Origin of the sequence: Faecalispora sporosphaeroides DSM 1294 (assembly GCA_000383295.1) — a bacterium.
Classification (GTDB): domain Bacteria; phylum Bacillota; class Clostridia; order Oscillospirales; family Acutalibacteraceae; genus Faecalispora; species Faecalispora sporosphaeroides.
The window spans coordinates 122,313-143,296 of record KB911073.1; the positions used below are offsets into that span (position 1 = coordinate 122,313).

22 protein-coding genes are annotated in these 20,984 nt (G+C 48.9%); 14 read left to right on the forward strand and 8 right to left on the reverse strand.

Annotated features, from left to right (window positions below):
* Positions 1-15: 15 nt before the first annotated feature.
* From prfA to G340_RS18270, 9 genes are all read left to right on the forward strand, one after another.
* Entirely contained in the window at positions 16-1,098 is a 1,083-nt protein-coding gene (gene prfA, locus G340_RS0113565; RefSeq protein ID WP_020074193.1) for a peptide chain release factor 1, read from the forward strand.
* Positions 1,099-1,111: 13 nt separating this feature from the next.
* Positions 1,112-2,146: an L-threonylcarbamoyladenylate synthase gene (locus G340_RS0113570; protein ID WP_020074194.1), complete on the forward strand. Its 1,035-nt coding sequence runs from the start codon at positions 1,112-1,114 to the stop codon at positions 2,144-2,146.
* Entirely contained in the window at positions 2,139-2,741 is a 603-nt protein-coding gene (coaE, locus tag G340_RS0113575) for a dephospho-CoA kinase (RefSeq protein ID WP_020074195.1), read from the forward strand. The genes G340_RS0113570 and coaE overlap by 8 nt, the downstream gene beginning before the upstream one ends.
* A gap of 47 nt (positions 2,742-2,788) precedes the next feature.
* Positions 2,789-3,340, forward strand: a complete 552-nt coding sequence (locus tag G340_RS0113580) for a lytic transglycosylase domain-containing protein (protein ID WP_033402309.1) — start codon at positions 2,789-2,791, stop codon at positions 3,338-3,340.
* A gap of 153 nt (positions 3,341-3,493) precedes the next feature.
* A complete protein-coding gene (locus tag G340_RS0113585) occupies positions 3,494-4,978 on the forward strand; it encodes an aminopeptidase (protein ID WP_020074197.1) in 1,485 nt (494 codons plus the stop codon).
* Between the two features lie 335 nt (positions 4,979-5,313).
* The gene (locus tag G340_RS0113595) at positions 5,314-5,958 is read left to right on the forward strand and encodes an HAD family hydrolase (protein ID WP_033402293.1); all 645 of its coding nucleotides are present in this window, start codon (positions 5,314-5,316) and stop codon (positions 5,956-5,958) included.
* 383 nt (positions 5,959-6,341) lie between these two features.
* On the forward strand, positions 6,342-6,587 hold the full coding sequence (locus G340_RS0113600) for a heavy-metal-associated domain-containing protein (RefSeq protein WP_326522413.1): 246 nt from the start codon (positions 6,342-6,344) through the stop codon (positions 6,585-6,587).
* 108 nt (positions 6,588-6,695) lie between these two features.
* Positions 6,696-6,911 carry a hypothetical protein gene (locus tag G340_RS0113605; RefSeq protein ID WP_326522412.1) on the forward strand — a complete coding sequence of 72 codons (216 nt, stop codon included), beginning with the start codon at positions 6,696-6,698 and terminating at the stop codon, positions 6,909-6,911.
* 12 nt (positions 6,912-6,923) lie between these two features.
* Complete coding sequence (locus G340_RS18270; protein WP_020074202.1) at positions 6,924-7,073, forward strand: hypothetical protein; 150 nt, start codon at positions 6,924-6,926, stop codon at positions 7,071-7,073.
* Between the two features lie 82 nt (positions 7,074-7,155).
* On the opposite strand, the gene G340_RS0113615 is transcribed toward G340_RS18270, so the two are convergent.
* Together G340_RS0113615 and G340_RS18045 are read right to left on the reverse strand one after the other, a co-directional pair.
* Positions 7,156-9,249, reverse strand: a complete 2,094-nt coding sequence (locus tag G340_RS0113615; protein WP_020074203.1) for a sodium-translocating pyrophosphatase — start codon at positions 9,247-9,249, stop codon at positions 7,156-7,158.
* Positions 9,250-9,812: 563 nt separating this feature from the next.
* The gene (locus G340_RS18045) at positions 9,813-10,061 is read right to left on the reverse strand and encodes a hypothetical protein (RefSeq protein WP_154653218.1); all 249 of its coding nucleotides are present in this window, start codon (positions 10,059-10,061) and stop codon (positions 9,813-9,815) included.
* 136 nt (positions 10,062-10,197) lie between these two features.
* Between G340_RS18045 and G340_RS17305 the strand changes: the two genes are divergently transcribed.
* Together G340_RS17305 and G340_RS18050 are read left to right on the forward strand one after the other, a co-directional pair.
* Positions 10,198-14,391: a choice-of-anchor I family protein gene (locus tag G340_RS17305; protein WP_020074206.1), complete on the forward strand. Its 4,194-nt coding sequence runs from the start codon at positions 10,198-10,200 to the stop codon at positions 14,389-14,391.
* Positions 14,392-14,511: 120 nt separating this feature from the next.
* Positions 14,512-14,826: a hypothetical protein gene (locus G340_RS18050; protein ID WP_154653219.1), complete on the forward strand. Its 315-nt coding sequence runs from the start codon at positions 14,512-14,514 to the stop codon at positions 14,824-14,826.
* A 150-nt stretch (positions 14,827-14,976) separates the two neighbouring features.
* Here the strand turns inward: G340_RS18050 and G340_RS0113645 are convergent, their stop codons facing one another.
* From G340_RS0113645 to G340_RS0113660, 5 genes are all read right to left on the reverse strand, one after another.
* Entirely contained in the window at positions 14,977-15,765 is a 789-nt protein-coding gene (locus G340_RS0113645; protein ID WP_020074209.1) for an alpha/beta fold hydrolase, read from the reverse strand.
* A 366-nt stretch (positions 15,766-16,131) separates the two neighbouring features.
* Positions 16,132-16,278 (reverse strand): hypothetical protein, encoded by a 147-nt coding sequence (locus G340_RS18055; RefSeq protein WP_154653220.1) that lies wholly within the window; start codon positions 16,276-16,278, stop codon positions 16,132-16,134.
* 627 nt (positions 16,279-16,905) lie between these two features.
* Positions 16,906-17,481: an NAD(P)H-dependent oxidoreductase gene (locus tag G340_RS0113650; RefSeq protein WP_020074211.1), complete on the reverse strand. Its 576-nt coding sequence runs from the start codon at positions 17,479-17,481 to the stop codon at positions 16,906-16,908.
* Positions 17,482-17,498: 17 nt separating this feature from the next.
* A complete protein-coding gene (locus tag G340_RS0113655) occupies positions 17,499-18,053 on the reverse strand; it encodes a flavodoxin family protein (protein ID WP_020074212.1) in 555 nt (184 codons plus the stop codon).
* Positions 18,054-18,156: 103 nt separating this feature from the next.
* Positions 18,157-18,483 (reverse strand): ArsR/SmtB family transcription factor, encoded by a 327-nt coding sequence (locus tag G340_RS0113660; protein WP_020074213.1) that lies wholly within the window; start codon positions 18,481-18,483, stop codon positions 18,157-18,159.
* A gap of 209 nt (positions 18,484-18,692) precedes the next feature.
* Between G340_RS0113660 and G340_RS18060 the strand changes: the two genes are divergently transcribed.
* Positions 18,693-18,869, forward strand: coding sequence for a hypothetical protein (locus G340_RS18060; protein WP_154653221.1), 177 nt, complete (start codon positions 18,693-18,695; stop codon positions 18,867-18,869).
* 251 nt (positions 18,870-19,120) lie between these two features.
* Here the strand turns inward: G340_RS18060 and G340_RS18065 are convergent, their stop codons facing one another.
* Positions 19,121-19,633: a hypothetical protein gene (locus tag G340_RS18065; protein ID WP_020074215.1), complete on the reverse strand. Its 513-nt coding sequence runs from the start codon at positions 19,631-19,633 to the stop codon at positions 19,121-19,123.
* 322 nt (positions 19,634-19,955) lie between these two features.
* On the opposite strand from G340_RS18065, the gene G340_RS0113675 reads away from it, so the two are divergent.
* Positions 19,956-20,426, forward strand: a complete 471-nt coding sequence (locus G340_RS0113675; protein ID WP_020074216.1) for a hypothetical protein — start codon at positions 19,956-19,958, stop codon at positions 20,424-20,426.
* 235 nt (positions 20,427-20,661) lie between these two features.
* Complete coding sequence (locus G340_RS0113680; protein ID WP_020074217.1) at positions 20,662-20,898, forward strand: hypothetical protein; 237 nt, start codon at positions 20,662-20,664, stop codon at positions 20,896-20,898.
* The last annotated feature ends 86 nt before the right edge of the window (positions 20,899-20,984 follow it).

Consider the following 20,984-nt stretch of genomic DNA (forward strand, 5'->3'; position numbering starts at 1 on the left):
TAAGGTGGTAGCAAAATGTTTGAAAACCTGACCGTGTTTGTCAACCGGCTGGAGGAACTGAATCAGCGCATGTTCGACCCCGTCGTTGCGGCGGACGCCAAGGGATATGCCGAGCTGATGAAGGAATATAAAAATCTGGAACCGATCGTGGAAAAATACCGCGAATATTTGAAGGCGGTGCAGACGGTGGAGGATTCCGCCGAAATGCTCGGCGAGTCCGGCCTTGAGCGCGAGATGAAGGAAATGATCCAGCAGGAGCTGGACGACGCCAGGGATCGGGTGGAGCGAACGGCGGAGGAGCTGAAAATTCTGCTTCTGCCGCGCGACCCGAACGACGAGCGCAATGTGATTATGGAAATCCGCGGCGGCGCGGGCGGCGAGGAGGCGGCTCTGTTTTCGGCGCGGCTGTTCCGCATGTACAGCATGTACGCGACCCGGCACGGCTGGAAAACCGAGCTTTTGAATGTTAACGAGACCGAGCTGGGCGGGTATAAAGAAATCAGCTTTCAAATTATGGGAGACGGGGCGTATTCGCGCCTAAAGTACGAAAGCGGCGTTCACCGGGTACAGCGCGTGCCCGAAACGGAAACGCAGGGCCGCATCCACACCTCTACTGCGACGGTGGCTGTTCTGCCCGAGGTGGACGACGTCGAAATCGAGATCAACCCAGCTGATCTGCAGATCGATACCTATAGGGCCAGCGGCGCGGGCGGCCAGCATGTCAACAAGACGGAGTCGGCCATCCGCATTACGCACCTGCCCACGGGTACGGTGGTGGAGTGTCAGGATGAACGCAGCCAGTTTAAAAATAAGGACAAGGCCATGAAGGTTCTGCGCTCGCGCCTGTACGAGGCAAAGCAGCGGGAGCAGGACGCCCAGGTGGCGCAGCAGAGAAAATCTCAGGTTGGCACGGGCGACCGCTCCGAGCGGATTCGCACCTATAACTTCCCGCAGGGGCGGCTGACCGATCATCGGATTGGTCTGACCGTTTACCGGCTGGAGGAGGTGCTCAACGGCGATCTCGACGAGGTGATCGACGCGCTGATCACCGCGGATCGTGCCAGACAGCTGGAGGAAACAATCGATCGTCAGGAGTAATCAAAGCAAAGTCATGGAACAGCAAAGCAGAACCCTGCGCCTTTCGGCGGACAGGGAAGAAGAGATACAAACAGCGGGCAGTTTGCTCAAAAACGGCGGCCTTGTGGCGATTCCGACCGAAACGGTGTACGGCCTTGCGGCCAACGCGCTCAACGGCCGGGCTGTTGCCGCCATTTTTGCCGCCAAGGGGCGGCCGATGGACAACCCCCTGATCGTCCATATTTCACAGCTCGACCAGTGGGCGGCGCTCGTCAGCGAGATTCCGCCGTGCGCGATGGAGCTGGCAAACCAGTTCTGGCCGGGGCCGCTCACCATCATTCTGCCAAAGTCGGCGCTCATCCCCGATGAGGTGAGCGCCGGGCAGGCGACGGTTGCGGTGCGCTTTCCGTCTCATCCGGTGGCCCGCGCGGTCATCGATGCGGCGGGCGTGCCGCTGGCGGCGCCGTCGGCGAATCTGTCCGGCAGCCCGAGCCCGACCGAGGCGCGGCATGTGCTGGCCGATCTCGACGACAGGATCGACGCGGTTCTGGATGGCGGCCCGTGCCGCGTGGGGGTGGAGTCGACGGTGATCACGCTGGCGCAGGAGGTTCCGCGCCTGCTGCGGCCGGGCGGAATTACGCCGGAGCAGCTTTCGCAGGTGCTGGGCCGGGTCGAGGTGGACCCCGCCGTGATGAATCCGCTGGCCGCGGGAGAAAAAGTTCTTTCGCCGGGCATGAAGTATAAGCATTATTCGCCGAAGGCCAACGTAATTTTGGTAAAGGGCGGCCTTTCGGCGTATTCAGAGTATGTTAACTGCCGCGCGGGGGAGGGCGTGTTCGCCCTGTGCTATGACGGCGAGCAGGAAACGCTGCGCGTGCCTGCGGTGGCTTACGGGGCAAAGCAGGATGCCGCCGGGCAGGCCCGGCACCTGTTCGACGCGCTGCGAAAGCTGGATCAGCTGGGCGCAAGGGTTGTGTATGCCCGCAGCCCGCAGCCGAAGGGTGTGGGCCTTGCCGTGTACAACCGGCTGATTCGCGCGGCGGGATTCGAGGTGGTAGAGCTTGACTGAATCTGTGATTATCGGCTTGACCGGCCCGACCGGAGCGGGAAAATCCACCGTGGCGGGCATTTTGGGCGCGCTTGGCTGCGCCGTGATCGACTGCGATCGAACGGCCCGGCAGGTGCTTGTGGACTGCGAACCGTGCGTGCGGGAGCTGCGGCAGGAATTCGGCGACGATATTGTGGCGGAAAACGGCAGTGTAGACAGGGCCCTTCTGGCGCGCCGCGCCTTTTCTTCTCACGAAAAAACGCGCCGACTCAATGAGATTACCCATCCGTGGATTTTGCGGCGGGTGCGAAGGGAAATTGACGGCTGGAAAGCCGAGGGCAGGGAATTCATCATTGTCGACGCGCCGCTGCTGTTTGAAAGCGGGGCCGAGAAGCTCTGCGATCGGATTCTGGCGGTGATCACGCCGCTGCCCGTCCGGCTGGAACGCATCATCCGGCGGGACAACATCGACCGCGAGATGGCCCTGTCGCGCATCCGGGCCCAGCAGGAGGATGCCTATTACACGGAGAGATCCGATGCCTGTCTGAGAGGGGATGAAGATCCCGGGGAACTGCGGCGGCAGGCTGCCGCTCTTCTGGAAAGGTGGCGCAGATGAGAATCGTTTTCATGCGGAAAAAGCGGGGCAGCAGAGCCAAAAAAATAATGGGCGCCTCGCTGATTCTGCTTTTATTAACGGCAGTCGGATATTTTTTTCTGGCAAACGGCTACGAAATTTTTATGAAGCGCCAGTATCCTCTGGGGTATCAGGATATCATAGAGAAAGAAGCGGGAAACTATCACCTGGAGCCTGCTTTGGTGTACGCGGTGGTCAAGGCCGAAAGCAATTTCGACCCGGATGCCAAATCCCGCGCCGGAGCCGTGGGGTTGATGCAGCTGACGCCCGCAACGTTTGAATGGCTGCAGACGAAGCTCCCGGAGCAGGACGCCATGGATGAGACCTCTCTGTCGGACCCGGCGACCAACATCAAATACGGCTGCTACCTGCTGTCGATGCTCGGCTCGATTTATTCGGACCGAACGACGGCGCTGTGCGCGTATAACGCCGGGATGGGAACGGTGGACCGCTGGCTCTCCGACCGATCTGTTTCGCCGGATGGGGTCACCCTGAATAAAATCCCTTACCCGGAAACCGCGCATTATACCGAGGCTGTAATCAAGAATTATAAAATCTATCAGGAGTTATATGATTTTTAGTCCTGTTTCAGATAGATCTCTCTCGATTGTAATTGTTGAATGACAAAGTTAGCACATGCCTGAAAAGGGCGGTTCCTTTTCCGCCGGCGGCGGGAGGAAAATCAGTTCCATGTAAAAGCGATATGGCTTACTATCACAAAGGAGGTTTTTGATATGGCGAAGAAAGAAGAAAAAAAGGCGGGCAAAAAAGAAGACGCAAAGCTGGAAAAGAAATCTGCCGCAGAGGAAAAAACTGAGGTAGATCGCCTGCGCGAGGAGCTTTTGATCAACCGCAAGAACGGCTTTTTCTCCGTAACCGACGAGCAGCTCAAAGAGGCCGACGAGTACTGCGAGGGCTATAAAGAGTTTCTCGATCTGTGCAAAACAGAGCGCGAATGCGTGGCGTATGCTATTGAAAAGGCTGAAAAACGCGGCTTCCGCGAGTTGGATTCCAACGCGGTGTATCGCCCCGGCGACAAGGTGTATTTTAATAACAGAGGCAAGTCCATTATTTTGGCGGTCATCGGCAAAAAAGGCTGCCGCGAGGGCGTGCGCATTTCCGCTGCGCACATCGATTCTCCCCGTCTCGATTTAAAGCCCTATCCGCTGTATGAATCCAACGATCTGGCACTGCTCAAGTCGCACTACTACGGCGGCATCAAAAAGTACCAGTGGACGGCCATTCCGCTCGCGATGCACGGTCGTATTGTGAAGAAGGACGGCAGCTTTGTGGATGTGCGCATCGGCGAGGAGCCTGGCGAGCCGCAGTTCTGTGTGACGGATCTGCTGCCGCACTTGGGAGCGGAGCAGATGTCGAAGCCGCTTTCCAAAGCGATTGAGGGCGAAAATCTGAACATTCTGGTGGGCAGCCGCCCGGTTCGCACGGAGACCGGTAAAGGCGAAAGCCTGTTTAAGCTCAATGTGATGCGCCTGCTCAACGAAAAATACGGGGTAACTGAAGAGGACCTCGTTTCCTCCGAAATTGAGTTTGTACCCGCCTGGCACGCGCAGGATATGGGCTTTGATCGAAGCATGATCGGCGCTTATGGCCATGACGACCGCGTGTGCGCTTACCCCGCCTTAACCGCGATTCTCGACTGCAAAACGCCCGAGCATACTGCGATTACCGTTCTGGCGGACAAAGAGGAAGTCGGCAGCGAGGGCAACACCGGCCTGAACTCCTCATTCCTCCGCTACTTTGTGGAAACGCTGGCCCAGCAGGACGGCGTGGAGGCCAGAGATGTGTTCACCCGTTCCCAGTGCCTGTCTGCGGACGTCTGCGCGGCGTATGATCCCATTTATGCCAGCGCATATGAGCCTGCCAACTCCTGCTTCCTGAACAACGGTGTTTCCGTGATGAAGTACACCGGTTCGCGCGGCAAATCCGGCACCTCAGACGCTTCCGCGGAATTTATGGCTCAGGTACGCAATCTGCTGTTCCAGAACGACGTTCTGTGGCAGACCGGCGAGCTCGGCAAGGTGGATGCGGGCGGCGGCGGAACCGTTGCCATGTTCATCGCAAACCTGAACGTAGACGTTGTAGACGTCGGCGTTCCGGTGCTTTCGATGCACGCGCCGCTGGAGGTTACCGCAAAGCTCGATATTCACATGGCATACCGCGGCTTTAAGGCGTTTTTTGAAACACCCATCGGAAAATAAAAATCAATGATCCGGGCTGTGGCCCGGTGAAGAACGCGCCTGCTCCGCCTACCGGGACAGGTGCGTTCTTTTATTGCTTATGTTTTTGATGGATCCTTATATAATGAAACAAATTTTTTTTTCGCGGCCGCATCGCAGGGTTTCCTATTTTATTTTCATTATAAAAGAGCTGGTTTTCAGCGGGTACCTCCGCGTGGGATTCCGCTTGCGCGGGCTTGCCCCGGCCTGAGGACAAGCTGTGGAAAAAACATCTTTGTAGAAATCAGTAAAAAAACGTTTCGACTAATGTGTGTTCTGTGCTACAATAAAAAAACAACAAAATCAATTTGGGGAGCATGCGTGTGAAGAAGTTTCAGGGTGCGGTTTTTGATTTGGACGGGACACTTCTGGATTCCATGGGAGTATGGGAGCAGATCGATCGGGACTCTTTGGGCCGCCGGGGAATCCCGGTGCCGGAGGACTACGCGCAGGCGGTGGCCCTGCGCGGCTTTTGGCAGGCGGCAGAGTACACGATTCGCCGGTTTGGCCTGCCCGATACGCCGCAGCAGCTGACGGAGGAATGGAATCAGATGGCGCAGGACGCCTACCGCTTTCGCGTGGAGCTCAAGCCCGGGGCCAGAGAATACCTTTCCCGTCTGCGGGAGCAGGGCGTTTCGCTTTCAGTCGCGACCTCCTCTTACAGGGAGCTGTTTCTTCCCGCGCTGGAACGCCACGGGATTTTGGATTGGTTTGAAGCGATCGTCACGGTGTCGGAGGTGAGCCGCGGCAAGGGCTTCCCCGATATTTATGAAGAGGCGGCGCGGCGGATGCGTCGTCTGCCGCGGGAATGCGCCGTATTTGAGGATTTGCCGGATGCCCTGCGCGGTGCGCGGGAAGGCGGTTTTTATACGGTGGGAGTGTTCGATTCCCACAGCAAAGAAGAAACGCGTCTGCGCCAAATGTCGGATCGTTTTATTTACGATTTTCGCGAGCTGCTGTAACGTTTTTGGGGCGGCTCTTTCCATTTCGGGCAAGGGTTCAAATTTTCTTTACCGTATTTTTTATAAATTTTCATTCAAGCGCCATATTCTGTCCATATTGCTTCAGTACACTGGAATCAGTTTCAGAACGGTCCTCCGCTCCTTTCACAGAAACTGTAGTAGCTGCTTGCACGCTCCTCCTGTGAGGATCACAATACATTTTTCATCTTCCTTTCTGAAAAGCCGCTCTTTGAAAAAAGGGCGGCTTTTCATAGTGCGGCGGTGATTCAATGTTTTTCTATATAACGGTTTGGCAGGTCGCGTTGGCAGGTCGCGCGGCCGTCCGCTTTTATTGAGCGTCTGTGCATATCCGCAATGCCGGCGCCGATACTATGGGCGAGGTGATGATTGTGTCAAAACAGAGCGCATATTTTAAGGTGCCGAGGCTCGACGGAAACCATCAGATCAAAAAAATCAAGCAGGGGCTCGACGAAATCCCGGGCGTTTTATCTGTGAGCGCAAATGACCAGAAAGATCAGGTTGCGGTGGATTACGACAGCAGCGGAACCAATGTGTCCGCAATTGAAAGGCATCTGCGCAATATGGGCGTCGACGCCCAGCTGATCAGCAACCGGGATCACACCATGTGATGAGAAATTTCGTTCGGGACAGCCTTCATATTTTCAAAAGCGCGATGGAAATTTGGAGTGCTGCTCCCGCATCCTTCACACGGGGGCACGGATAAACCCGATGAATCTGTGCAAGCTAATTTTGAGGTGATAGCTGTGATGGAAAGCGGCACGAACGGTTTGATTTATCCTTTCGCTTTTCGGGATGTTTTCGGGAAGGACTCCGATTTGGAAAATGTTTTTTTGTCCTTGCCGGAGGATGCGCAACAGGCGATACTCAGGGAAAAAATCCGTTCAGAAGCAGATCTTCAGGATTGTATTGAAAGATATCGATTGAAACAATAGCGAGGAAATCATATGGAACCCAAGAAAAATCAGCGGGTATGGCCTGAGGACGATGAGAGGGAAAAGCCGATTCCAGAGGATATTTACCCTGTGATCGACACCGATCTGGCGCGGGATAATCTGGAAAATAATATTCCCGAGGCAGATTTGCAGGATTTATAATTCCACTCATCCGAATGAAAGGCTGTATACCAAAAACGCACTTCACTGTTGTGAGGTGCGTTTTTATGTGCAGGCCGAAAACTCAATGTAACAGGGACATGGTGAGGAATAAGGTAGACATCAGGGAGGAAACAAGAGAAACGACGGTAATCTGTGTATTAATGGAAGGGCCTGCCGTATCTTTAAAAGGATCGCCCACTGTGTCGCCTACAACGGCCGCTTTGTGGGCGTTGCTGCCTTTTCCGCCGTTGTGCCCGGATTCGATGAATTTTTTGGAGTTATCCCAAAGCCCGCCGGCATTGCTCATAAACAGGGCCAGCAGAAGTCCGCTCACGATGTTCCCGGTCAAAAATCCGCCGATGGCCTCCACGCCGCCGACAAAGCCGACGACAATGGTAGAAAGAATCGCCATGAGCCCGGCGGGGATCAATTCCTTGAGAGCGCCGTGCGTGGCTATTTCAATGCATTTGTCGTATTCGGGCTCCACGTTGGGGTCGCCTTCCTTCAGGCCGGCGATTTCGAGGAACTGACGGTGAATTTCCGAGATCATCCTTTGCGCGTTGCGGTCAACGCCCAGCATGAGCATGGCGCTGAATACCGCGGGGATCGACGCGCCCACCAGCATTCCGAAAAAGACGGTGGGGTTCATGATGTCGAAGCCGGTAATCGGGACAAACCCGGCAATGGAAGCGCCCGCTTCGTTTACCTCGCTGATAAAGGCGCCTAACAGCGCAATCACCGTGAGGCCGGCTGCGCCGATCGCAAAGCCCTTGGTTACCGCCTTTACGGTATTTCCGGCGCTGTCCAGCGAATCGGTAATGTCGAGAACCTCGTCCCCTAAATCGCCCATTTCGGCCAGCCCGCGGGCGTTGTCAACAATTGGGCCGTAGGCGTCGTTTGAAATGATCATTCCCACGATGGAAAGCATGCCCACTGCCGACATCGCGATTCCAAACATAGGGTAGCTGCCGCCCAAGGGCTCGCAGATTTTGTAAGCGGCCAGAGCGGAAATGCCGATGCCGATCATGGCGGGCAGGGTGCTGATGAATCCGTAGGACACGCCGGAGAGAATGGTAAACGCCGGGCCGGTTTCAGAGGCGTTCGCAACCTGATGCACCGGCGGCTTTGTATCGTCGGTAAAATAGTCGCTGGCGATGCCGATCACCACTCCAACCAGCAGGCCGACGATGCTGGCGCCCCAGATTCTCCATTCCAGGCCGAAAAACCAGGTGGCAAGCGCGGTTAAAACGGCAAAAATGGCGGTGGTGACATATGTACTGCTGTTCAAGGCTCTGGTGGGATTTCCGTTTTTGCCCATTCTGGCGGTTGCCACGCCGATGATGGAGGCCAGAAGGCCGATCGCCGCATAGCAGAATACGGTGGCGGCATTTTGAGAGCCGCCCGCGGCCTTATCCAGAGAAACGGCCATCACCAGCGCCGCGGCCATAGAGGCGACGTTTGAATCAAACAGGTCTGCGCCCATACCGGCAACATCACCCACATTATCGCCCACATTGTCTGCAATGACGGCGGGATTGCGGGGGTCATCCTCCGGGATGCCGAGTTCGACTTTGCCGACCAGGTCGGCGCTGATATCCGCCGTCTTGGTGAAGATGCCTCCGCCCGCCTTTGCGAACAGGGCAAGGGAGCTTGCGCCAAAGCTAAAGCCCAACAGGGCAGCGGTGCTGTTTGTCAAAAAGAATACCAGAGAAACGCCCAGCAGAGTGCTGCCGACGACGGCCATGCCCATTACGGCGCCGCCGCGGAACCCGCACATGAAGGAGGGCTGAATCCCCTTTTGCGCCGCTTCAGCGGTCTTTTTGTTGGCAATGGTCGCGATTTGAATGCCGATTTTACCTGCCGCGGCGGAAAACACGGTGCCGGCCAGGTAAGAAACCGTCATAATGAGATTGGGAATTGCATTGCCTTGCCAAACGGGAGAGGGCAGAAACAGAAAAATCAGGACAGCAGCCGCCCCGGCGAATTTTGCCAGCACGGTATATTCCTTTTTCAGGAATGTATTGGCGCCGCCGCGAATCAACTCGCCGATTCTGGCGATTCGTACATTCGAGGATGGCTGTCGTTCCACCCATTTATACAGCCAAGCAGCGAAGAGAAAAGAGCATAGAGATACGATAACAGAAATAGCCAGGAATAGATTTACATTGTTTTTCACAGAATGTCAACTCCTTGCTTTGTTAAAAAAAAATCGAAATTGACCATATTGTAGCACAGTTGATGTCCGTAAACTATCTTAAAAAAGCATAACGATAAAATTATAAATTGTGTATTTTTCTGATTTTTTTTGTATTATCAAAATATGAACCAAACTTTTCATCAGAAATTTTACATTGCCGGTTTTTTCATATTTATGATCAAAAATAGTGCCCGCTGCGCAGGGGCTAAAAAAACCACCTGACTTTTTGCGATTTATATTTCTTTGGAATGAACAAAAGCCGGACAGCTGTTCCGGGAATCGCACGGTATTTGTTCCCGTTTTTAGTGTGAGGTCTGCTGATAGGGTCACTTGTGAAGCACCCGATTCTCACCGTTAAAATGTTTGCCCCTGCATTGTCATGAAAGCCGGGTGATCTGTGCACACTAAGTCCGAGGTGATAAACATGAATAGCCAATCGGATCATACTGCGGAGATGCCGGCCGGATTGAGAATGGCGCTCACGGGAAATCTGGAAGCGCTGAACAGGTTTTCCAATATGTCGCAGTTGGCGCAGGAATCCTTTATTTACGGGTCAAGACGGGTTTCCTCAAAAGAAGAAATGCAGTCATACGTGAAGAATCTTGTGGAAGGCTCATATCAGGGATGAGCCTTCCCTTTTTTTGGGGGAGACTCCGCAATCCGTTTTGCGTGTGCGGGATCACAATGCCGAAATGAAATTGCAGAGGAAAGACGCTGTCGGCGGAAAAGGCAACCCGAAGCACCGCCAACCAAGTTGCTTTGCGGGTTTTCAAGTCGGTTTGCAGGTTCATTTCATCCAGATGTCAGCTTAAAATTAATTCTCATTTAACTCCGCCTTAATTCAAACCCAGTAAAATAAATATAGTAAAATTTCCCATTGCAATCTGGAAGAAGCGAATGAGGACTGAATATGAAGGAGGAATTTGAGTGCAGTTTCATACCACAATCGGAAAACGTGCGAAGGCTTTGCTTTTGGCGGGCGTTCTAACGTTTTCTCTTGTGCCGCCGCTGGGTGCGTTTGCCGCTACGGAGCAGGAGCCAAAAAACAGTTTTCTGAAGGACATCGGCAGCGTGCAGATCAGCTCAGAACCGAATGAAGACGGCGGATGCGCCGAGATCGTCAAGTACAATGCGGAAAATCAAAAATATTATGTGGTGAACGGCAGTGAAAAAGAGCTTTCCATTGTTGACCTGAAAGGGCTGCAAAACAGCCGGGAAGACAACGCGTTTTTACAGGAAAAGAAGGAGTCCATCCCTTTTTCTGACATTGAAAGCATGATTCAGCAGCACGACGCCGGCTTCCAGTTGGGCGATCTGACCTCTGTGGCCGTGAACGGGCAGAAAGATTTGATCGCCGTTTCTGTGCAGTCGGTAAATACCACAACGCCCGGCGCGGTAGTGCTGCTGGATTATGATGGAAAGTATCAGACGCATTTTACAACTGGTGTGCAGCCGGACATGGTTGCCTTTACCCCCGACGGCAACTACATTCTCACAGCAGACGAGGGCGAGCCGCGCGGCGGTTACGATCAGGGAACGGAAGACCCGAAGGGCTCTGTAACGATTGTGGATATTTCGGAAGGATTGGAAAATGCTTCCCCAAAGACCGTCACCTTTGTGGACTTTGACGACAAAAGGCAGGAGCTTTTAGAGGACGGCGTGATTCTCAAGAAAGACACAGATCCGTCGGTAGATCTGGAGCCGGAATATATCGCGGTGTCTGGAGGAATGGCATATGTTACCTTGCAGGAGGCCAACGCCATCGCAGCTTTGGATATTGAAAAGGGCGAGTTTACTTCCATTCGAGGGCTGGGCTTTCAGGACTACAGTGAGGTGGAAGTGGATGCCCGCAAAGATAAAAAAGCGGAATTGAATCAGGAGCCGAAGCTGCGCGGCATTTATATGCCGGACGGTATTACCGCCTATGAGGCGGACGGCAAAACCTATTTGCTCACCGCCAATGAGGGCGACAGCCGTGAATGGCCCGGCTACATCAACGAAATCGAGCTGGATGATGACGGCGTTCACACGGAAAAAGGGATCGATTTGGGAGAAACATATAAAGAATTGGTTCTTTTGGACACCGCTGATTACGACGGTGATTGGGATGATGACACATACTATCTTTTCGGCGGCCGTTCCTTCTCTGTTTGGGATGCGGACACCATGGAGCAGGTTTACGATTCCGGTTCGGATTTTGAGAAAGTTACCGCGCAAAAATATCCGGACTATTTCAACAGCTCCAACAGCAAGGTCAAACTGGATAACCGCAGCGCCAAAAAGGGACCGGAGCCGGAATATGTGACGGTGGGCGAGGTGGACGGAGTTCCCTACGCTTTTATCGGCCTGGAGCGCATCGGCGGCGTGATGGCCTATGACATCAGCGACGCGGAAAACGCAGAGTATGTTGATTATCTCAATACGCGGGATTTCAGCGAAAATATCAAGGGCGACGTCTCGCCGGAGGGCCTGGATTTTCTTCCGGCGGAGGAGAGCCCCAACGGCGCCGCGCTGCTTTTGGTGGGCAATGAGGTGAGCGGAACAGTTTCCATGATGCAGGCGGGAGCGGCTTCTCAACCTGTTCCGGACGAAGCGTTGAAGCTGTCGATCATTTCCGACGACCATCTCTATGACAGAGATGTGTTGGGAGGCGTGACCGAGGGCGGGGCGCTCGAGAGCTATTTGGCGAATGACCGTAAAATGATTGTGGAAAGCGAAGAACTTCTGGATGAAGCTTTGAAACGCATTGCGAAGAGTGATTCCGATTATGTATTGGTTTCCGGCGACCTGACGAAGGACGGCGAAAAAGTCAACCATGAAAAGTTGGCGGAAAAGCTGAAACAACTGGAACAGGATACTCAAAAACAGGTGTTTGTCATCAACGGAAATCACGACATCTCCAATGAAGATGCACTTTCATACAATGGAACAGAAACCAATCCGGCAGAAACCATAGACCGAGCGGATTTTAAAAAAATCTATGCCGATTTGGGCTATGACCAGGCGCTGGAACAGGATTCCGGTTCTCTGTCTTATACCGCGAATCTGGGGGACGATTACCGGTTGATCGTGATCGATGCCTGCATTTACAACAATGACGCGGCAAATCCACATCAGGATACCGCTGGTGAGCTCCACAACGGCCAGATGAGCTGGGTGCTGGCACAGATCAAAAAAGCGATTCAGGATGGCCGCCGGCCCATTGGCATGCTGCACCACGGTTTGGTGCCCCATACGGCGATTCAGTCTACATTTTTCCCGCAATACCTGCTGAAGGATTACGAAACCATTTCTCATACACTGGCCGATGCAGGGCTGGGGCTGGTATTTACCGGGCACTTCCATTCACAGGATGTGGCCGTAACCACAACCAAGAAGGGGAACAAGCTGTATGATATGGAAACCGGTTCTTTGGTCACTTATCCATCTCCTGTGCGCACGGTTGCTTTGCATGGAGATCAGGTGACCTACAAAAGCGACTCGGTGAATTCCTTGGATGGTCTCAATGAAAATATTGTAAGTTCCGCAGCCATTTATCAAGCCGTTGGCGGCGATTTCTCCCAATACGCACAGCAGTATCTGCTGAAAGGCCTGACGGATCAGGTTCCGGGTATGCTGGCATATCTTTTGATGCAGAACGGACTTGATCAGGAGACTGCCTTGACACAGGCAAAGACCCTGTCCGACAGCAAGCCCTTTGGAAATGAAACAACACTGTCTCAGTTTTTGGCAGCCTGCATGGCAAAGCATTATTCGGGGGACGAGGATCCTGGTGAATTGAAAGCGGCTATTTCAGCTCTGCAGACTTCGCCCAATGCACTTCATCAAATGCTGGGCAAGGCAGCTTGGGCGTTGACCAATGACACCACCGGCACCCTGACCGAGCCGCAGTTGGATACTGCGGCGGATAACAGCGGCAGTTTTACGCTTTCGAGCCTGCCCGCTGACAATGATCATAACAATGACAGAGACGATGATGACGATGACGACAGCGGCTCTTCTTCCGGCAGTAAAGGCGCTTCCGGTAATAAAGGCACTTCCGGCGGCAAGGATGCATCTTCCACAGTCAGCACTGCCCCCCTGGTGGGCGGCGGTACCGCGGTGACGGTTACCACCCAGCCTGACAGCACCGTGGTAACGGCGGGTAACGCGCGGATTATCGCTTCGGTTCCCGACGCTACCGCTTCCATCCTCGCATCCGCAGCTCCGCAAAGTCCCGCGCAGATCACGATCACTCCTCCCACCGCTTCTCTGATACAGCAGCTGCGGGCCCCGGAGGTCACCGGAGTCGCACTGGATATCAGAGTTCCGTCGGCTGTCGGCAGCAATGCCAACTCCAATGTTCAAGTCGCGATCAGCGCGGATGCGGGTCTGCTGAACGCGGCAAGAGAAGCCGGCAAAGATTTGGAGATTTCTGTTTTGGATACGGCTACCGGCAAAACGCTCTATTCCTGGAAATTCAGCGGAGTCGATTTGGCGCAGACAGATTTCGCTGTAACCCGCGGCCTGAATCTGGCGATGACGGTACAGTCCGTTTCTCAGGTTGCGTCAGTGCACAGCGTTGTTCCTTCCGGAAATGGAGTGGTGCTGCGCTTCGCCAATAACGGCCAGCTGCCGGCTCCTGCCACGGTGAGGGTAGATTTGAGTTCGTTTGGGTATCAGCCCGGGCAAATATTATATTTTTACCATTGGAATCCGGCTACCGGCAGGTTGGAGCCGGCAGGGAGGGAACCGGTTATGGTAGACGCTCAGAGCTACGGGAGTGTGACAGTAACCCACAACTCCGATTTCGTCCTGCTGCCCGAGAAGCTGAGTACAGGATCTCTCACGCTGGATACTCGCAGCTATACGCTGCCCGTAGGTAGGGCATATGAGATCGGAGTCAAATTGACGGGAGAGGGCAGCACTCTTAAGGTGGTTCCTTCCAGAAGCGGCATTGTAAAAGTAGAAGCGCTGAAAAATGGGAATTATAAAATCACGGGCCTGAAAAACGGCACTGCCTTCATATCCTTTGATGTTTACGCTGGAAGCAAGCTGTTGACCCATGCCTCTGTAAAGGTCAGCGTTCAGAGCGGCGGCAAAGCGCAGGGAATATCCGGCAAGCAGACGGCAGTATTTTAAAAATTCACAAAGAGACTTCAGCCAGTGAAAATTTGAGGCTCTTAATCAACAATCCCCTCAGCAGGAACCTTTTTCGGCTGAGGGGATTGTAATTTTGGCATAAAGCGCGGATGCTGCTCAATGTATTCCCTGAAAGTTTCTCCGTTTAACAATCCTGAGAAAAAAACCGCTGCGCCGTCTGTTCTGACAGGAGGAAGAGCCGTCAGTTTGCCTGTATTTTCGGAAAAGGTTGAAGCGCTTGTGGACAATATCATATTAGTCCTCCATATTTTTGCCATTGTGGGCTGTTCCGCCGGTACAGGTGGTTTAGAGCATGAAAAAAGACCGACACTCGATTTTCATCAAGAGGTGGTCTGGAATTGGCGGAGAATGCCGCGCGAAATTCAAACACGCATATTTCACAAACGGGATGTTGGTGTTGTTACTATATCTTAAGAAAGGCTAATCCTAGTTGACAGATTGAAAAAGGTTTGTCAGCTCGGGTTCAGCCAGTGTCGGGACATATTGCCTCGCCAGCGCTGCCCCAAAGGATTTTTCATCGACATTCACTTCACTAGCTATTGCGAAGTTTGTTTTGGCAAACCGTTAATGACAATTCTTTTTTTCAAGAGCACAATTTTTAATTACATCTGTCCATTCCTGTGGTCGGCAAGCCAAAAGCTCTTCGTGTTTTAAATTGTGTTCGATAATATCGGGATGAATAAAATGCTGATGATAGCGCTCCAAATACTGGGGACCCATCTTTGCTGCATATAGGCAATGTACGGTCGTATGAGAAACTTCAATCCCATCATAGAGCCTTGTAACCAGATCTGAATAGAATTGATTCTCAATGCTTGCTTTTTCCACAAACGACATGTTTTGCCCACCAGAGCCAAGAATCATTCTCATGAAACAATCTAAATAGTGCGGACTTGTTTTTTTCTTCAGCAACCTTGTAATCAAGGGATTCAGCCTGTTTTTTTGCAAAGTGCGGTATAAAAAGGAGGAGAGCAATTTAGCCTGGATCTTTGCGGCATAACCGTCTTCCTGGTCCAAATCAGAACTGCCTAAAATACCGTGATCCATATGAATCCGATTCCTTTGCAAGAGTAGTCCGACAAAAGAGCCTCCCAAAGAACAACCGTAGGCCGCATGTATTTTCCCCAAAAATCGCTTGTTTAAAAAAGATTCGATCTTTTCGGTCTCTGTTATCATATCTGTAAATATCGTATGCTCTGTTTCATCAAAACCATCGTAAGATACGCAAACAACAAGAAAGCTATCCTGGAGCAGTTCAATAACATGCCCGAAATTATTTTTCCAGTGGGAGCATGTTCCCGGGAGCAACAGGAGGGTCGGATTGTTGCGATTGCCAAATTCATAAAATTTCATTAAGTCGGCCTCTAAATAAATATCGTGTTAGCTTAAACTAATATATTGCAATATTAGCACTAATCACGACTTCTGTCAAATTCGGTATTGGTCTTAAAGATCAGATCAATCATGACCAAACAGGGATTCTTAAAAAGAAAGAACCGCTAAGAATCCAGCGTATAAGCCAATTCTTTGAGGTTCCATTTGGTGGACACTGTGGAAAAAAGATTTCTTATCATTCTCAAAAAAGGGCATCCCGTCCTCAAAATAAATCAGATTCTCCGCAGGCATTGACCAAATTCATGATACCACAAATCCGCAATCTTTTCATGGCCGTGTTCAGACATTCATGCGACTGTCTGCGTTCGGTATACCTTCCATTGATCATTCCTGTTCTGTTTTCTGCTGAAAGGCGAAGGAAGCTTCTTTGGTTGAACCATATCGGGTAGCGGCTTTAAATGGATGATTTGTTTCTGCGCCAATGGTTTTGGCGAAACGGAGTGCTCCAGAAACGGATAATCCCACCAGCATAAAATGGTTGCTTTCGCATATTTTCCATTCTTCTGCCGGTCGGAATCATTATAGGGATTTCACTGAAGCCGCTGCCATTCTTTCGGTGCAGAGCATCCCCTTGGCGGGGAGGCTCACACGCTGTCACAAACGGCTCACACGCCGTTTCAACTGATGTGGTGGTGGGTCTACAGCTTCATCGGGGCAGCTATCGCTTACAGGGGCGCAGCTGGGTTCCACGTTTTCGGTACAATTTTCCGCATGGAGGGTATCGGCAGAGGCATCCACCTGAATGGTTTTCATGAGCGCCAGCTTGGAAAGGTTCCGTTCCGCCTAGCTACCGCAGAGACAATCTGTTCCAAATACAGCGCACTGTTCTTTTTCAATGCTTTCATAGGCTTCTCCTTATGGTATTACGGAACTTTAACCGGTTCCGAACCCGGATACTTCATTGTACATCATAGAAAAAATGGTCGGGATATGGAGGCTTATTTGGTGTGCCCAAAAACAGCATACAGTAGAACAAACCATAAAAATGGCTCTAAGCAACGAATGGAGCGGGATTCAAACGAATCCCGCTCCAACTATTGACAAAGAGCCTTTCTTTACATATATCTTAACACCATGAATTTTCTTCTATATATATTTTTATTTCAATACTGAATTCGCCAATTTTTGTAGAAATTTCTCCCGCTTCTCCTGAGCCCCTTTAGAAACATCCCCGCAGTAGAGCCACTTAGCATTTGTAATTCCTATGCTTTTTAATGTAGTATTGATAAATGTTTTCTGAATTAGATTACCGGCAATAAATTTTAAATACCAACGAGGAGATTGGCCTGTTGTTATCACTTTGGCAGATTTAATATTGGTTAATTGCCCCTTTAATCCTGTACTTGTTTCTATATATGCGAAATTTTTCAACATAACTTTATCGAAGAAACCTTTAAGGATTGCAGGTGTATCGTACCACCAAAGGGGAAAAATAAAAATAATTTCATCTGTTTTTCTTAATATGCTTTGATATTTCGTTACCAAAGGGTCCTTATGTTGTCCTTTTGAATACAAAGCCAACTCCTCTTCGGTCATAACAGGATTAAAATTCTCTTTATTTAAGTCAATTACCTTATATTCCTTTTTCTCTTTCACTAAGACACTTATTACCGTATCCAGTATAGCCTTATTAAAACTTCCGTACCATGGATGAGCGAATACAATTGTTACCATATTAAAACACCTCTCAATTAATATTTTATAATTTCTGTCCCTAATATATAGGCAGCTTTTTTAGATTGCTCATTTTTAGAAACCTCTACCTCATATGTGCTCACATTAAAGTTTTGTATAAACTTCATCCCAAGATATTGGGAAAGCATAGCGATGGATTGAGCGATATTGGGGACCCCCGCATTGAGTTCATTGCTATCTCCATAGGTAGTTAACAATACAATTTTTTTATTTAATAAAGTATGATAATCCACTGCATGCAGCCGGTCTAAAAAAGTTTTTAACTGTCCAGTCATATTAAAAACATAAACGGGGGTAGCAAAAACTAAAACATCAGCTTTTTCAACACTCTCATAAATATTCTGCATATCATCCTTTAATACACACGAGCTTTTACTGCTTTTCTGGCAGGTGTTGCAACCTGTACAATACTGTATATTTTTTGATTGGAGAAAAATTGTTTCTACTTGTGGTGAAGGGTTTAAATCCTCTGCACCTTTTAAATATTCTTTCAATAAAATAGCTGTATTGCCTTTATCTCGTGGGCTTGCTAAAATGGAAAGTATGTTCATAATTATTCCTTCCTTTCATTTAACTTGTTGATAATATGATACTTTAGTGCACACATATGCATATTTCAACTTTTTTAAAAAGGCAATCTTGCCTTTTTAAATTTCATTGCTGTATTAATTTTTTTAAATTACTTGCTGTTAATTCAAATTTTTCAAGAATATATTTATCGTTCAATTCATAAAAAACATTCCTATTCTCTTTAATCTTATTAACTATCTCATATCTGTACATTAAATCCAAGTGTCTTGAAATAACGGAACGATGCTGTGTGAAATTATCAGAGATATCTTTGATATTTTTAGTGCCGTTTATAGCTAAGTATTTCATAATATCACATCGTACCGGATCAAACAAAGTCTTAAAAAATTCAAAATCAATGCTTTCTTCTATTTCTTTGGTACATTCTAAAATTAAACCATTATTATTCATATTTATCACCTAGATAACATTATATATGCACACGCATGCATTTGTCAACAATTTTGATTGATAAAATAAAACAAAGTCAAAGCTGGATATGGATGTTCAGCTGGACGAGCTCCGGAATAGTCTGCTATAAATGACTGCTTTGCTATGCTATAATCTATAAAAAGAAAGAGGTAAAATGTCCATAGTATCACAATAAAAAAATTTTACTGGTGGATGACGAAGCAGGTCTCTTGGATATGCTGAAAATCACACTGAAAAAAGAGCGTTTTACCGATAAAACTTGTGCTTACACCGCAAAAGAGGTCTTAAATTTAAATCGGCTTTCAATCAGCGTTAAAAATCTGTGCCCTTTTTGGTTTCAGCTCATTCCTTTGATTGTATTTTGAGCAGCACCCTTTTTCATATTCTCTGTGCGAAAAAGGGTGCTGCTCATGAATGTTTTTACTTGTAGGTTTGAGTCCTGTCTGAGTGAAGCTTTTACCCTAATAAATCTACGAGAAAAGGGCTTCCACTTTTCATTGTGGAAGCCCTCGAAAGGCTTGGATTTACTGGATTAGTAACCATTAAATCTTATTTGCCTTTTATTTTTGGTGGAGGCCTGTCTTCGCTGGTCGAACACTAAACGTCTAAATGCAAATTATTTTGCAATATAAAAATGAGCGTTGAATTTACTCTTAATAAAATAAGATTTTCCTGTAGAGTCGTGAACAACAAATCTAATTTTGTTATTAGCCCCTATTATCCCTTTTTCAACCTGCTCGTTTATTAATTTTTGAAATAAGTCTTTAGAATAAAAAAAGGTTACGTTTTCTTCTGGCTCTAATATGTAAGGAGTCTTAACGGCCACCATTTTATCAAATATAGTTTCTTCAAATCCTGAAGTTAGAATAAGAATAAAACTATCCTTTAATTTAATTCCCCAATTGCTAACAATAACTTTTTTGTTGCCAATATTTGAAATACTCATAGCAACATAAAGCTTTTTATCAAAGCTATTTGGATTCATAACTACATTGTTCTCAATAAACTGACACTTCAATTTTTTTCTACTTGCATATTTCGTCTGCCATAGTGCGACTATAACAGCAGAAAAGGTAGCTATTACACCAAGTCCAGTTATAATAAGTGAGGATATTTCAAATACTGACATCTTTTAAATCCTCCAAATCCATATTTTAACTGCCATCATTTAATTACCTAGCTGGTCGAACCCTAAATTTCTACACTTAGCACGAACCCATAAGAGAAAACATATATGTTTCCCTCACGGGTTCGTACAGTGTTGAAGATGTTGACCATAAAATCCTAATTGGGGAGAATCTCAGTTTACTAGAAGCTGTTTTCTGATAGTTCGTCTGGTAAAAATTTTTTGTGCTGTCGCAAGCCATTAATTGCAAGAATTCTTGTATTTAATAATCTTTGCTTCTGCAACAGAATAGTCTATGCTTTATTATCAAAAATGAGGTGAACAAATGGAAGCTAAATACATTAGTAATCAACCTTTTTTGACAGAAGAAGAAAAGTCAGAGTTTGAAAGGCAATATCAATTGACTGCCAACGTCCAAAAAACCTATGCACAAATCATTTTGGAAATTATGATGGAAATGGGAATTGGCGCAAAAGAAGCCGAAGAATTAACGGGGCTTAATAGAAATTTATTTCATCATTTAGATGAACTGGGCGGCTCAATTTTAAAGAGGTTTGTAATCTCCATAGGTGTTGGATTCGAGTTAGATGTTCATTCAACAGAATACATACTTGAATCGTGCGGAATGCGATTTAACGTAAATGACCGCTTAGACAGAGCGTACATCCATCTGCTTGAGGAATATAAGGGGAAAGATATTGAAACCTGCAACGCCATTTTAAGGGATTTGGGGGTGGAAGGAAAGGATATGTTAGGGGAACTAGAAAGAGGGATATACACACCACGGAAAAAGTAATAAATATCTGCCGCACACCTAAAAAATGGTGTGCGGCAAATTTTTTTAAAATTTTTTAAATTCAGCGAAATACAAAATCTTTAATTATATCACGTTTTTGGAAAAGACAAAATAAGAAACTCCTTGAAAACAGGGAGTTTCTTTGTATTTCACCGAAAATCGTAAGGCCATCAAATTGCCGCTATACTGTCAATCAAGAGGTGGCCGCTTCTAATAAAAATTGGAGGTGTTTATTATGAGAGCAAGATTACTTGGCACTCGCGAACTGAATTTCCAGAGCGGAGACGGAATAATGGTAAAGGGATTCCAGTGGTATATTAGCTTCCCCGAAGAAAATGTTGTCGGTGAAATGACGGATAAGCTTTTCCTGCGGGACGGATTTAAGCTGCCCACTTGCAAACCGGGCGATATGCTGGACATTACATTTAACCGCAAGGGCAAGCCGGAGACCATCACAGTCATTGGCAAGTAAATTCTAAACCGCACAACTTGTACCGCTTGGGGGAATTTCTCCCGGCGGTGCAACTGGTGCTTGATGTGGAGGAAACAATATGGAAT